Genomic DNA, 13,585 nt, shown 5'->3' on the forward strand with positions numbered 1-13,585 from the left:
GCAGGCGTCGTACACGGATTTCAGCTGACCGCCTTGGGCTGATAGCAGTAGGTCGTGGCGACTCTATAAACGGCTGCAGTAAGCCTGTCGACGCCAAAACCCCCAGCTCCTTTACTTCGAGAACCACCCCGCCACCCGCTGACGCAGCCGTTCAAAGAACCCCGCCCGCTCCACGTCAGCCAGCGCCACCAAGTTGGCCTCGCCGAGTTGCTTGCCGTTGGCCGTGGCCACGATCTTGCCGATCACGGCGCCCTTGGCGATGGGTGCTTCAAGTGCTGGATTCAGCGTGACTGCCGTCTTGACGGCGGCGGCCTGGCCCTTGGGCACGACCAGCGACCAGGGCTGTGCAAGGCCGGCATTGACCGTGGGCGCCACGCCGTAGGTGACCTTGGCGCTGGTCAGCGTTGCGCCCGGCTGTGCAGGCGTGGCGGCCTCGAAGTTGGCGTAGCCCCAGTTGAACAGCACGCGCGTCTGGTCGGCGCGGGCCTGCTTGCTGTCGGCGTTCATGATGACCGAGATCAGGCGCATGCCGTTGCGATTGGCCGAGGCGGTCAGGCAGTAGCCCGCTTCTTCGGTGTGCCCGGTCTTGAGCCCGTCCACCGTGGAGTCGGTGTACAGCAGCGCATTGCGGTTGCCCTGCTTGATGCCGTTGTAGCTGAACTCGCGCTCGGCGTAGATCGGGTAGTACTCGCCGCTGTTGCGGATGATGGCTGCCGCCAGCACGGCCAGGTCGCGGGCCGAGGCCTTGTTGTTGGGATCGGGCAGGCCGGCCGAATTGGCGAACTGGGTCTTGCTCATGCCCAGCTTCTTCGCCTCAGCGTTCATCATCGCCACGAAGCCGGCCTCGGAGCCGCCGATGTGCTCGGCCAGGGCCTTGGAGGCATCGTTGCCGCTGGCGATGACCACGCCGCGCAGCATGTCCATCAGGGAGGCCTGCGCATTGAGCGGCACGAACATGCAGCTGTCGCCGTCCTTGCCGCCGCGGCACCAGGCGTTGAGGCTCATGGTGACCGGATCGGTGGGCTTGACCTTGCCGTTCTTGAGCGCCTGTTCGACCAGGTAGCTGGTCATCATCTTGGTCAGCGAGGCCGGCGGCAGCGGCTCGTCGGGGTTGGACGAGGCCAGGATCTGCCCGGTGTTGAAGTCCATCAGCACCCAAGCCTTGTTGGCGAGGACCGGCACCGACTGCCCGTTGGCGTCGGTGGTCATCGCGGGTTCAGCGGGGGCCTTGGCCTTTTGCTTGTGTGCGGTGGCACGCTGCTTGGTGTGCGGGGCGCTGAGCGCTGTGCTCGGCACGGCGACCAGGAGGGCGCTCGCAAGCACGATGGGAAGCTGGAAGACAGAGTGGGCGCGCGAATTCATCGAGAGGTGCTTTTTGGAAACGAAACAGCCGGGAGCATGAAAAGAGTCGGCAACTGGCAGGGGAGGCCACGAAGCCGGAGCAGGCATTGTGCCAATGAGTAGCGCTGTCGATGGCGGGGGCTACTGGCCCGGGCTGCTCGTCCCGGTGCCGACCTGGCGCTGGAGCAAGATGCAGTCAAGGGCAAATGCCATCTCCTCTGTCAGGTCGCCGAGCACGGCGAGCATCTCGCTGTCAAAGAAGTTCGGTTCCCCCGCACAGAGCATCAGCACCGCGTGGACTTGCGAGTCTCGGCGGATTGGCAGCCATGCGATGGAGCGTATGCTGTGATCCACCGCCTCCTCGCGCCAGCGGCCTGCTCGAGGGTCGAGGACGTAGTCGTTGCTGACCAGCTGGGTTCCGTCCAGCAGGGCTCGCACCGTGTATGTACCGCGCATCTCGGGCGCATCCAGGGCAAATGGATTCGGTACGTTTTCGAGGATGCGTGTCGCCGGTCCGGCGCTTCCCAGGCGCCGCACCCAGGCGCCGTCGACAGCGTAGACACAAGCCAGCACGGCATACCCGGTCTCCACGCTCATGCGGCAGGCCGCTTGCCAAAGTTCCTCTTCTCTCCGGTAGCTCCGGAATAGCCGGCTTGCCCGCGCGTGGGCCGCGAGAAAGCGGTTGAGCCGGTTGATTCGGCTGGATTCCGCGTTGAAGTGGCGCCGCTCGGCCTTCAGCAGGGCCAGCGCATAGACCAGGCCGGCGGCAAGTAGCGCGATGCACAGCATCAGCCAGTGGGTGCCCGTCAAGATTGAACTCCAGCGACAAGTGGGACTTCCTGGAATCTACTCTGACTAGGCGCACTGCAAGCGTCTGGCGAACCCTCTTGACGTTGGCCAGACCGGTGCGAGCCTGCAGCGCCCAACAAGAAGGGCCTGCAACGCCGGCCCTTCTGCCATTCAACGCATTCAGCGCTTGCGCGCCGCAGCAGCGCTTACCAGATCACCACCCGCTTCTCGTCCGGGCGCACCATCGGGTCACCCGCCTTGCAGCCATAGGCCTTGGCGAAGGCCGGCATGTTGGACGGCGCACCGTTGGCGCGGAAGCTGGCGGGCGAATGCACGTCGGTGTTCAGGCGCGTCAGCTGGGCCTGGTCGCGGATGCTGCCGGCCCACACCTTGGCCCAGTTCATGAAGAAGCGCTGGTCGCGGCTCATGCCGTCGAGCATGGCATCGGGCTTGCCGGCGGTGGCCTTGACCATGGCGTCGTACGCCATGTTGAGGCCGCCGAGGTCGCCGATGTTCTCGCCCAGCGTCATGCGGCCATTGACCTTCTTGTCCGGGTAGTTGGCCAGCGGCGCGTATTCGTCGGCCTGGGCCACCAGCTTGTTGGCACGTTCGTCGAAGCGCTTGCGGTCTTCGGCGGTCCACCAGTTGGTGTTGTTGCCCTCGCCGTCGAACTGGCTGCCCTGGTCGTCGAAGCCATGGCCGGCCTCGTGGCCGATGACGGCACCGATGCCGCCGTAGTTGATGGCGTCGTCACCCTTGGCGTAGTAGAAGGGCGGCTGCAGGATGGCTGCGGGGAAGTTGATGGTGTTGGTGGACGGGCTGTAGGAGGCATTGACCGTCTGCGGCGTCATGCCCCATTCATAGCGGTTCGTTTCCTTGCCGATCTTGGCGAGATTGAAGCGCTGGTTGAAGACGCGGGCCGCGCGCACATTGGCATAGTGGCTGTCGGCGGTGATGCTCAGGCCGCTCCAGTCACGCCAGTTGTCGGGGTAGCCGATCTTGGGCAGGAAGGTGGCCCACTTGGCGATGGCCTTGGCCTTGGTTTCCGGGCTCATCCAGTCGAGGTTCTCGATGCGTTCCTTCAGGGCATTGCGCACGTTGTCGACCAGCTCCTGCGCACGGGCCTTGGCCTCGGGCGGGAAGTACTCCTTCACATAGAGCTGGCCCAGGGCCTGGCCCATGCTGCCGTTGACCGCGCCCAGGGCGCGCTTCCAGCGGGCTTCCTGCTCGGGCGTGCCGTTGACAGCCTTGCCGTAGAAGGCGAAGTTCTCGTCCTGGAAGGCCTTGGACAGTGAAGGCGCCGCGCCGTCGATGGCGTGGAAGGCGAAATAGGCCTGCCATTGCGCCACCGGGGCCTCGGCCAGCAGGGCATCAAGTGCAGCGAAGAACTTGGGATGCGAGAGCGAGAAGCCGCCCGCGCTGGCCACGCCGGCATCGACCTTCATGACCTTGAAGTAGCTGGCCCAATCCCAGTGCGGGGTGATCTTGTTGGCCTGTTCGACGCTGACGAAGTTGTACTGGTTCGCAGGCTTGCGCAGCTCCACGCGCAGCAGGGAAGCGGCGGCCAGCTTCGTCTCGAGCTGCATCACCAGTGCGGCCCGGGCCTTGGCCTCTTCGGCGGGCGTGCCGGTCAGCTCGAAGTGCTTGGCGATGTGGGCCAGATAGGCCTCGCGCAGCTTGGCGTACTCGTCCTTGCTGTAGTACTCGGGGCCGGGCAGGCCGAGGCCGCCCTGGCTGGCGAATGCGATCTGGCGCTTGGCGTTCTTGTAGTCGGCGCTGACGCCGAAGCCGAAGGTGCGACCCTCGGCGCGGGCATGGGCATGCTGCAGCCAGGCAACCACATCGGCGCTGGTCTTCAGCGACTCGATGGCCGCGAGGTCCTTCTTGATCGGGTCGAAGCCGGCGCGCTCGATGGCGGCCTCGTCCATGGCGGCCCGGTAGATCCAGCCGATCTTCTGCTCGATGGAGCCTGCCTTGGCGCTGTCGGCATTCTTGGCCGCGGCCTCGACGATGCTGCGCTGCGCGTCCTGGCTCTTCTGGGCCAGGGCATCAAAGCCGCCCCAACGGCTCTTGTCCGCAGGGATGGGGTTGGCCTTGATCCAGTTGTTGTTGGACCAGGCATTGAAGTCGGTGCAGGCGGACAGGCTCTTGTCCACATCGGGCACGAATTCGGGGATGGCGGCGGCTTGGGCAAATTGGGCGCAGCACAGGGCTGCTGCCAGGGTCAGGGCGCGTGGGGTCACTCAAAACTCCAGGGAGGACGTAAATGCGAAGCGCGCACCATAGCCCCGCGGCCGAGTCGCCACCCATGCCGAAAGTCATTCAGGACTGCAAACAAAAGCAAATCCCGGCGGCCGGCCGGCTGTCAGCGGCGCGTGCGCGGCGGGCTCTTGCCGCGATGGGCCTTGGACCATTCGTAGTCGGAGCCATCGGGCAGCTTGCGGTCTGCGACCGTGGCTACGCCGGGCCGGCCAACGCTCTCCGCCAACTCGGTCGAGATGATGACGTGGTGCCGGCCTTCGCGTCGCCTGAGTTCAGCGCAGGCGAGCGCCTCGACCAACTGGCTGCCCTCGAATGCCTGGGAGGCGGGGCTGGTATCGGCTTCGAGCCAGAAGACAACGATGCTCATGGGGGGCTGATCCTGGCAATGCCTTGAGGGCGACGAGTCATTGTTTCTTTCCCTGCGGGTAGATCGTCTCGCCGCGCTTGAGCATGTCGACAAAGGCCGCGATCTTTTTCTGGCGGCCGGCTGCCGTCTTCATGTGGTGGACGCGAAAGGCGAGCGCAAAGCGGTTCTGCGCGCTGAGGCTAGCCAGCATGGCGCGGGCCTTGGGCTCGGCGTCGATGGCTGCCTGCAGGTCGTCAGGGATCTTCATGTCCTGGCCGCTGCCATAGGCGCGCTCCCAGCGGCCGTCAGCCTGGGCTGCCTGCACTTGCGCCAGGCCGTGCTCGGTCATCCGGCCTGCCTGGATCAGGCGCGCCACGTTGGCGACGTTGATCTTGCTCCACACACTCTTGCTGCGCCGTTTCGTGTAGCGCTGCAGGTAGCTCGTATCGTCCAAGCCCTTGCGCAAGCCATCGATCCAGCCCCAGCAAAGCACCACGTCGACGGCCTGCTTCGGCGTGATGGAAGCCAGGCCCGAGCTCACCTTGTGGATCTTGATCCAGACCTCGTCTGCCGTGTCGTGATGCTGGGCGAGCCAGTCGTGGAAGCTCTGCTCATCGGCGAACTCGCGGAGGTTCTCGGGGACTGTCGCTGGGGATGCCATGGGACGGGTGCTTGCTCGTGCGCGCAGAGTTTACTGAGGGCCGCAGCAAAAAAAACCGACTCGGGAGAGTCGGTTTTTTGCTGGAGCCTGCGGGCTTCAGTAGCGGCCGCCGCCAAAGCCACCGTTGCCGTAGCCGACGTCCGAGCGCTTGGCTGCGCGGTAGCCTTCCGGGCTGTAGCCCGTCGAGCTGTTGCCGGCTTCGCGAGGACGGGCCAGGTTGACGACGATCGAGCGTCCATCGACCGACATGCCGTTCAGCGCGGCGATGGCCTTTTCGGCGACTTCCGCGGAAGCCACTTCCACAAAACCGAAGCCTTTGGAAATGCCGGTGTCCCGGTCCATCATGACCCGGGCGGAGGAAACATTTCCGTACGCCGAGAAATTGCTTCTCAGGCTGGCATCGGTCACGGAGTAGGGCAGGTTGCCCACATAAAGTTTGCTGGTCATTGAAGATCCTTTCTGAAGTATCGGCGCACCGTCAGCGCGCACTGGGGCGACACGGCGGCCGCAGCGGGGGGAAGTGAGTGCAAGATCTGGCAGAAGCAGATGTTCAGCACGGAGGCGGGTTCGGCATGCAAGCCTGCAGCCAGCCCTGGGTGACCGCGAAGAGCCGCGCAGCGTCGCGCGACGCGAAGGTCTTGTCGAATCGGAACACGCGGCAGTAGCTGCCGTTGCCCTTGGCGCGATGAACCGAGAATGAGGCGCGAAAGCGGCCGCAGTCGGTCTGATGTGTCGCGGGCGAGACGACGAACTTGCCCATGGAAATTGCGGTGTTGGAAATCTTGTTCAGTCAGAGGCGCGGGCTTGAATTGCCCGGCGGGAGCGTGTGTTGGCTCGGATGGCCGCTGCTCAGCAGGCCAAGGAGGAGGTCGGTAGCCAATGGCAGCCGACCATGCGTGTCACCTGCCGTGGCGGTGCAGGGGTCAGGCGGATTATACCGCCCGGCCATCAGCTCACGGCTTGCCCGCCACGGCCCGCTTCAACCACGCCTGCGGCACCGGCACCACCACGATGTTCATGCCGCGTCCGTCGGGCGACAGCATGGCCGACTGGATCTGGATCCTGGTGCCATCGGGGCTGAAGGTGGGGTGGATGTGGTCGCGCGCGGTGTCCTTGTGGCCGGCGCTGAGCAGCATCATTTCGCTGGTCTTGCGGTCGATCAGGTAGAGGCCGCGCGCGAAGTCGTCGCCCACCGCCCAACGGCCGTCGGCCGAGCCGTGCACATGCCAGAGTCCGCTGCCTGAGGGCGTCTGCCCGACGATCTGCATTTCGCGGCTGCGCAGGTTGACGATGGCCAGGCCCGTCGGCTTCTCGCGCGTGCCGGACGGCCCCCACGCCGCGTCCTGCCCCGGGTTCGGGCCTTCCACGCCGGTGCCCGCCGGGCCCTTGTGCTCGACACCGGGAATCGGCCGGTGGCCCATGATGGCCAGGGCCACTTCGTCCTTGCCGATGATGGCCTCGTGCGTGACCCATTCGTGCTCAGACTCGGGGTAGAGCGGGCGCAGGCCCGTGCCGTCGCCCTTCACGGTCCAGGTGCGTTGCGGCGACTTGCCGCCGGTCTCCCAGCTGAACACCAGCTCGCCGGGGTTCCACAGATTGGCCTGGATGTGGCCAATCTGGAAAGGCACCGAAACCACATGCTGGATCGCACCGGTCAACACATTCATCTTGGCGATGCCGGTCGGGCCAGCGCCCATGTTGCGCGGGCCGAAGGGCGGTTCGATCTTGGTGCCGGGCGGCAGATGCTTGGCCGCAGCTGCCTTGGAGCCGACCCGGAAATAGAACCAGTCTTCATCGGCGTCGAGCGCCGTGTCGCCCACGGCGCCCAGCTCGGCCGGCACTTCGCCGACGATGCGCTGGTAGTGCTCGGCCTTCTTGAGCGTGCCGGCCTTGCTGTCGGCGAACAGGCGGGCGAGGTCCACCGCCACCACTTGCTTCTTCACTTCAACAGCCGGTGGCGTGCCCTTGGCGCGTGGCTCGGCTTCGCGCAGGAAGAAGAGCCGCATGCTTTTCTGCGCCGGGTTGAGCATGCCGTCGTAGCCGCCTTCGGTGACCTGCACGATGTCGCCGGTCTGCTCGTTCACGGCCATTGCTTCGCCGGCCACCATCGCGGAGCGGAAGATCAGCCACTGGCCATCAGACGTCCATTGCGGATGCGTCTGATAGATCTTGGCGTCGCCGTGCGGCTGCGTGGTCAGGAAGGTCAGCGGCGTGCCGGTGATCGGGTCCGTCACCACCTGGCGCTCCGACGGGAAGCGCTTGCCGATTTCCGCGAGGGCCGGCTGCGTGAGGGCCATCGAAACGCAGAGCAGGGCGCTGGCCCTCATCAAATTCGGCAGGGCTTTCAGCTTGTTCATGACTCAATGCGGTGCATGGAAGGTGGCGCGATGGTAGCCACGCACCCTCGCAATGAGCAGTGTCTTGAGCGGTCGATTCCGAATCGCTCACGATGATGCGTTATTGGTGCGCTGACGCATGGTTTCGGGCGAATCGCCCTAGCATTGCCGCCAAACAGGTCATGGGCTTTCCAAGCGCGTGGCGACAGTGCGCCCACAGCGCCCATATTTCGAGACAAAGCAGCCATGACTCTTTCCCGTCGGACTCGCTGGATCTTTGCTGGTCTTCTTGCTTGCTGGACTGCCGTTCAAGCGCAGGCGCCGCTGCCCGCTGCGGTGAACACCGACCCGCTCGGCGCCTTGAAGATCGTGCTGCCCGAGCCGGCCAATCCGGCCCTGCCCACGGTCATGCTGATCGGCGACTCCACCGTTCGCAATGGCCGCGACGATGGCCAGAACCTGGGCGTGGAAGGGCAGTGGGGTTGGGGCACGCCCATCGCCGCCTATTTCGACGCCAGCAAGGTCAACCTGGTCAACCGGGCCATCGGCGGCTTGAGCAGCCGCACCTACATCAGTGGCACGCACTGGCAGCGCACGGTCGCGCACCTGAAGCGCGGCGACACCTTGCTGATCCAGTTCGGCCACAACGACTCGAGCGCCATCAACGACAACAGCCGCGCTCGCGGCACCATCAAGGGCATTGGCGAAGAAAGCCAGGACATCGTCAATCAGCTGACGGGCCAGGCCGAAACGGTGCACAGCTATGGCTGGTACCTGCGCTTCTACATCGCGCAAGCGAAGGCGATGGGCGTCAAGCCCGTGATCGTTTCGCCGGTGCCGCGCAAGCGCTGGGACGAGGCCGGCAAGATCGGCCGCTCCAGTGGCAACGGCTACGCCGGCTGGGCCGCCGAGGTGGCGAAGCAGGAGGGCGTGCCCTTCATCGACCTGAACGAGCTGGTGGCGCAGCGCTACGACGCAATGGGCCGCGAGGCGGTGATGAGCCTGTTCCCGCGCGTGACGCCGGACGAATCGGTGCACACGAACTGGGCCGGGGCGCTGTTGAACGCGCAGATCGTCGTGGCCTCTTTGCAGCAGCAGAAGGCCGTGCCGGCCGAGTACATCCTGGCGGCGGACAAGGTGAAGCTGGTCTTGCCCGTTGCCAAACCGAAGGAGGACGATCGCCCGGTGGTGGACGCTGTCCGCGTGAGCAAGGAAGCGCCCATGAACGCGCAGCTGCCCAGCCTCTTCATCGTGGGCGACTCCACGGTCAGGAGTGGCGGCCAGAACGGCGCCTACGGCTGGGGCGAGCGCATCGCGCCCTTCTTCGACACGGCGAAGATCAACATCGTCAACCACGCCATCGGCGGCCGCAGCAGCCGCACCTTCCTGACTGAAGGGCGCTGGGCTTCAGTGATGGCGCAGCTGAAGGCAGGCGACTTCGTCCTGATCCAGTTCGGCCACAACGATGGTGGCCGCATTGGCGACCCGGCCTCCAAGCGCCGGGCCTCGGGCCCCGGCATCGGCGATGAAGTGGTGGACGACCCCAAGCCCGATGGCACCAGCGAGCAGGTGCACACCTTCGGCTGGTACATGGCCCGCTACATCGCCGACGCGCGCGCCAAGGGCGCGACGGTGGTCGTGCTCTCGCCGATTCCGCACAAGGACAAGTGGCAGCAGGGCCGCGACTTCGAGAACTTCGCGCAATGGGGCGAGCAGGTGGCCAAGGCCGGCGGCGCGCAGTTCATCGACCTGACCCTGCTGGTAGCGGCCGGCTACAAGGGCATCGGCGAAGAGAAGGTCAACGCCTTCTTCTCGGATGCGCGCACCCACACCAATGAGGCCGGCGCCGTCTTCAATGCAGCGCGCGTTGTCGATGGCCTGCGCCTGCTGCCTGGCAATCCGTTCGCCGCCTATCTCTCTGGAGCCGCCGATGCGCAGCGCTGATTTTTGCCGGCTGTGTGCCGGCTTTTCGCTGAGCCTTGCGCTGGGCCTCGCGAGCGTGGCCACGCAGGCGCAAGACCTGCCCGCGCAATTGCTCAATGCGGCACCCACGCCGACCAAGACCACCGTCGCGCCGGTCAAGAAGGGCGAGCACACTTATCTGATGTCGGCCTTCATGGCCACTTCGCAGAACACGCTGAGCCTGTTCAGCTCGAACGACGGCATCAACTTCACGACGCTGGCCTCCGAGGCCTATACGCCTGCCAAGGAGCTGCTGCGCGACCCGTCGATCATGCGGGCGGCCGATGGCCTGTACTACATCGCCTACACCACCAACTGGTCGGGCCAGACCTTCGGCATCGCCAAGTCCGCGGACCTCAAGAGCTGGACGCATGTGGCCGACGTCACCGTGCCGCTCGATGGCCTGAAGAACGTCTGGGCGCCCGAATGGTTCCGCGACAAGGACGGCCGCTGGCAGCTGGTGATGTCGCTTTCCACCCAGGGCACCGAAGGCCCGTTCGCCGCGTACTACATGACGCCGCTGGATGCGAGCTTCGCGAAGTTCTCGGCGCCGGTGCCGATGCAGGGCCTTTCCGGCAACTACATCGACACCTTTGTCGTGCTGAAGGACGGCAAGCACCACGCCTTCACCAAGAACGAGACCACCAAGCTGATCGAGCTGGCGACTGCTGAAACGCTTGCCGGCCCGTGGACCTTCGTGAAGCAGGGCGATTGGGCGGGCTGGGGCGGCCCGTCGGAAGGCCAGGCGCTGGCGCCCATCACCGGGGCAGATGGCCGCAAGGGCTGGCGCATCTATTTCGACGACTACATGACCAAGCGCTACTGGTACTCCGACAGCTTCGACGGCTTTCAGAGCTGGTCGAAGAAGAAGGAGCTGGGCGGCGTTTCCGGCACGGTGCGGCACTTCACCGTGATTGCCGAAGAGACGGCCGCGCTTGCCAAGGCCATCGCGCCCAAGGGCAAGGCCAGGAGCATTGCCTGGGACAGGTACTCGCTGATCATCGACGGCCGGCGTGAGATGATCTTTGCGGGCGAGTTCCATCCTTTCCGACTGCCATCGCCCAGCCTCTGGCGCGATGTGCTGCAGAAGATGAAGGCCTCGGGATTGAACGCCGTGTCCTTCTACTTCTCCTGGGGCTACCACTCGGCCAAGCCCGGGCATTACGACTTCAGCAATGTCCGCAATATCGAGCGGGCGATCCAGATGGCGGAGGAGGAGGGCCTCTTCGTCATCGCCCGCATGGGCCCGTATGTGAATGCCGAGCTGACCGGTGGCGGCTTCCCTGGCTGGCTGTTCCGCCAGCGGGCCGAGGCGCGCACCGATGCGGCCGAGTATCAAGAAGCGACTGACGAATGGATGACGCAGATCAACGCCATCCTGGCGCGCCACCAGATCACCGATGGTGGCGGCACGGTCATCGCCTACCAGCTGGAGAACGAGCTGTTCTCGGTGCAGCCCAAGAACATCCGCCACATGCAGCATCTGGCCGACAAGGCGCGGGCCGACGGCATCACCGTGCCGCTGTTCCACAACGCGGCCTCGCGCCTGCCGGACTGGGTGCCCAGGAGCTCCACGGCGCCGTTCGTCAACCATGGGCCGACCGACCTCTATGCGTTTGACGGCTACCCGGGCGGCGTGTGCGGCGTGGACGCGCAACCGGGCGCACCGGCGCGCGCGCCGGACTGGGGCATCTACGGCACCAATGTGCCCAAGGTCGGCTCGCTCGCGTCGCCCAACACGCCGGGCTTCGTGGCCGAGATCGGCGCGGGCTGGTTCGACTACTGGGGGTCGAACGGCACGTATGAATGCACGGCCAGGCGCCAGGGGCCGGGCTATCAGCGCGTGTTCTACGGCACCAGCCTGATCAATTCGCTGACCATCCATTCCATCTACATGGCCTTCGGCGGCACCAGCTGGGGCTGGCAGCCAGGGCCCATCGTCTACACCTCGTATGACTACGGCTCGCCGATCAGCGAAGCACGTGTGCTGCGCGACAAGGCCTATGTCCTGAAGCAGATGGGCAGCTTCGTGCAGGCCGCCGCGCCGGTGCTGGCGCAGATGGACAAGGGCGAGGTGATTGCGCCGTCCACCGACAAGATCAAGCTCTATCACAACCTCAACAAGGCGCTCGGCACGCATGTGCTGTTCGCGGTGCAGAACCCGTCGAGCAACACGGGCACGGAGCGCTTCACGTTCCCGCTGCAGACGCTTGACGGCAGCTACCGTGTGCCGCAAGCCGGCACGCTGCAGCTCTCGGGGCAGGACGCCAAGATGCTGCTGGCAGCGTACAAGATGGAGCGCCAGCACCTGGTCTATTCCACCTCGGAGATCCAGACGCATCTGCAGCAGGGCGAGCGCGATGTGGCCCTGCTCTACGGCCGCGTGGGTGAAGATGGCGAGACGGTTCTGCGCTTCGCCTCAAAGCCCAAGGTCGAGTTGCTGAGCGGCCAGGCGGCCGTGGCCTTTGATGCCAAGTCGGGCGACCTGCGCCTGAACTATCAGCACCAGGGCCTGATCGAACTGAAGATCAGCGGCGGAGGCCGCGCGCCGCTCGTGCTCCTGATCGCCGATGAAAAGACGGGCTGGCAGTTCTGGAAGCTGCAGAGCAACCAGGGTGCCGTGCTGGCGCAGAGCGCGGCCCTGCTGCGCACCGCGGAAGTGAAGGCCGGCGCGTTGGCGCTGACGGGTGATACGGAAGCGGACAGCGCGCTGCGCGTCTGGGTTCAGCCGGGCATCAAGTTGTTGAGCTTCAATGGCGAGCAGCTCACAAGCAAGCCGCAACGCGACAGCCTGCAGTCCACGGTGGCGCTCAAGGGCCCGGACAAGTTCACGCTGCCCGACCTGATGCAGCAGGCCTGGACCCGCCGCTGGGATTCGCTGGAGTCCAAGCCTGATTTCGACGACAGCAGCTGGCGCAAGACCGATGCCACCGGCTCAGCCGCCAATGTCTACACCGCACCCGACAAGGGCCAGCCGGTGCTGTCGATGAGCGAGTACGGCTTCCACCACGGTGACGTCTGGTACCGCGGCCGCTTCAAGGTGACCGACCCCAAGGCCAACCGTCTGGAGCTCTTTTTCGGCGGCGGCGGTGCGGGCCTGATCCAGGTGTGGCTCGATGGGCAGTTCATCGGCCAGCAAGACCACGACACCGGCCGCCCGTTCCCCGAGACGACCGACACCTTTCGCAAGACGCTGCAAGACCTGACCCCGGGCGAGCATGTCTTGTCGGTCCTGGTGCGCAACAACTCGCACAACTGGGACCTGTTTGCCGACGACGTGCACAAGGAAGCGCGCGGCCTCATTTCGGCCTCGCTGAGCACGCGCAGCGGCCAGCGCTTCGCCACAACCATCGCCTGGAAGATCCAGGGCAACAAGGGTGGTGAGGACATCGCCGACCTGGTGCGCGGCCCGATGAACAGCGGCGGCCTGTATGGCGAGCGCATGGGCTGGCATCTGCCGGCTGCGCGTGACCGCGACTTCAAGACCGGTTGGGAGAGCGCGTCGCCCAGCGCGGCGCCGCCCGCGCCGGGCAGCTATTGGCTGCGCACCGCCTTCAAGCTGGACCTGCCCAAGGGCCACGACATCCAGCTGGGCCTGGCCTTTGGCGACACCAGCAAGCCGCGCTCGGACGTCGAGAACCGCGCGCTGATCTTCGTCAACGGCTGGAACATGGGCCAGTTCATCGCCCACATCGGGCCGCAGCGGGTGTTCGTGATTCCGCCGGGCATCCTGAACCCGAATGGCGAGAACACGATTGCGCTGGCCGTGACGACTGACGGCCAGGCTGCCAATGCGCTGGAGCCGGTGAAGCTGGTGAACCTGCACACGGTGCGCGGCGGCGTGCCGCTCGAAGCCGTGCCGCAGTCGCGCTACCTGCAGCGCTGAGG

10 protein-coding genes are annotated in these 13,585 nt (G+C 65.6%); 2 read left to right on the plus strand and 8 right to left on the minus strand.

Features of this window, described 5'->3' with window-relative positions; genetic code table 11:
- Positions 1 to 111 precede the first annotated feature (111 nt).
- From V3596_RS14910 to V3596_RS14945, 8 genes are all read right to left on the minus strand, one after another.
- Positions 112 to 1,362, minus strand: coding sequence for a D-alanyl-D-alanine carboxypeptidase family protein (locus V3596_RS14910; RefSeq protein WP_334278569.1), 1,251 nt, complete (start codon positions 1,360 to 1,362; stop codon positions 112 to 114).
- Positions 1,363 to 1,482: 120 nt separating this feature from the next.
- Positions 1,483 to 2,151: a GAF domain-containing protein gene (locus tag V3596_RS14915; protein ID WP_334278570.1), complete on the minus strand. Its 669-nt coding sequence runs from the start codon at positions 2,149 to 2,151 to the stop codon at positions 1,483 to 1,485.
- Between the two features lie 185 nt (positions 2,152 to 2,336).
- Positions 2,337 to 4,373: a M13 family metallopeptidase gene (locus V3596_RS14920; protein ID WP_334278571.1), complete on the minus strand. Its 2,037-nt coding sequence runs from the start codon at positions 4,371 to 4,373 to the stop codon at positions 2,337 to 2,339.
- A 122-nt stretch (positions 4,374 to 4,495) separates the two neighbouring features.
- Entirely contained in the window at positions 4,496 to 4,759 is a 264-nt protein-coding gene (locus V3596_RS14925; RefSeq protein WP_334278572.1) for a hypothetical protein, read from the minus strand.
- Positions 4,760 to 4,796: 37 nt separating this feature from the next.
- Positions 4,797 to 5,399, minus strand: a complete 603-nt coding sequence (locus V3596_RS14930; protein WP_334278573.1) for a YdeI/OmpD-associated family protein — start codon at positions 5,397 to 5,399, stop codon at positions 4,797 to 4,799.
- 96 nt (positions 5,400 to 5,495) lie between these two features.
- Complete coding sequence (locus V3596_RS14935) at positions 5,496 to 5,846, minus strand: RNA recognition motif domain-containing protein (protein WP_334278575.1); 351 nt, start codon at positions 5,844 to 5,846, stop codon at positions 5,496 to 5,498.
- A gap of 103 nt (positions 5,847 to 5,949) precedes the next feature.
- Positions 5,950 to 6,159, minus strand: a complete 210-nt coding sequence (locus V3596_RS14940) for a hypothetical protein (protein WP_334278576.1) — start codon at positions 6,157 to 6,159, stop codon at positions 5,950 to 5,952.
- A gap of 193 nt (positions 6,160 to 6,352) precedes the next feature.
- Entirely contained in the window at positions 6,353 to 7,756 is a 1,404-nt protein-coding gene (locus V3596_RS14945; RefSeq protein WP_334278577.1) for a TolB-like translocation protein, read from the minus strand.
- 225 nt (positions 7,757 to 7,981) lie between these two features.
- On the opposite strand from V3596_RS14945, the gene V3596_RS14950 reads away from it, so the two are divergent.
- Positions 7,982 to 9,679, plus strand: coding sequence for a rhamnogalacturonan acetylesterase (locus V3596_RS14950; RefSeq protein ID WP_334278578.1), 1,698 nt, complete (start codon positions 7,982 to 7,984; stop codon positions 9,677 to 9,679).
- Positions 9,666 to 13,583: a beta-galactosidase gene (locus tag V3596_RS14955; RefSeq protein ID WP_334278579.1), complete on the plus strand. Its 3,918-nt coding sequence runs from the start codon at positions 9,666 to 9,668 to the stop codon at positions 13,581 to 13,583. Before V3596_RS14950 ends, V3596_RS14955 begins: the two co-directional genes overlap by 14 nt.
- Positions 13,584 to 13,585 lie beyond the last annotated feature (2 nt).

Origin of the sequence: Roseateles microcysteis (assembly GCF_036880965.1) — a bacterium.
Classification (GTDB): Bacteria; Pseudomonadota; Gammaproteobacteria; order Burkholderiales; family Burkholderiaceae_C; genus JAUASW01.

Bases quoted from the DNA above. Each gene is read 5' to 3' on its own strand.
- V3596_RS14910 (WP_334278569.1), bottom strand. From the start codon at position 1,362: ATGAATTCGCGCGCCCACTCTGTCTTCCAGCTTCCCATCGTGCTTGCG.
- V3596_RS14925 (WP_334278572.1), bottom strand. From the start codon at position 4,759: ATGAGCATCGTTGTCTTCTGGCTCGAAGCCGATACCAGCCCCGCCTCC.
- V3596_RS14930 (WP_334278573.1), bottom strand. From the start codon at position 5,399: ATGGCATCCCCAGCGACAGTCCCCGAGAACCTCCGCGAGTTCGCCGAT.
- V3596_RS14935 (WP_334278575.1), bottom strand. From the start codon at position 5,846: ATGACCAGCAAACTTTATGTGGGCAACCTGCCCTACTCCGTGACCGAT.
- V3596_RS14940 (WP_334278576.1), bottom strand. From the start codon at position 6,159: ATGGGCAAGTTCGTCGTCTCGCCCGCGACACATCAGACCGACTGCGGC.
- V3596_RS14945 (WP_334278577.1), bottom strand. From the start codon at position 7,756: ATGAACAAGCTGAAAGCCCTGCCGAATTTGATGAGGGCCAGCGCCCTG.
- V3596_RS14950 (WP_334278578.1), top strand. From the start codon at position 7,982: ATGACTCTTTCCCGTCGGACTCGCTGGATCTTTGCTGGTCTTCTTGCT.
- V3596_RS14955 (WP_334278579.1), top strand. From the start codon at position 9,666: ATGCGCAGCGCTGATTTTTGCCGGCTGTGTGCCGGCTTTTCGCTGAGC.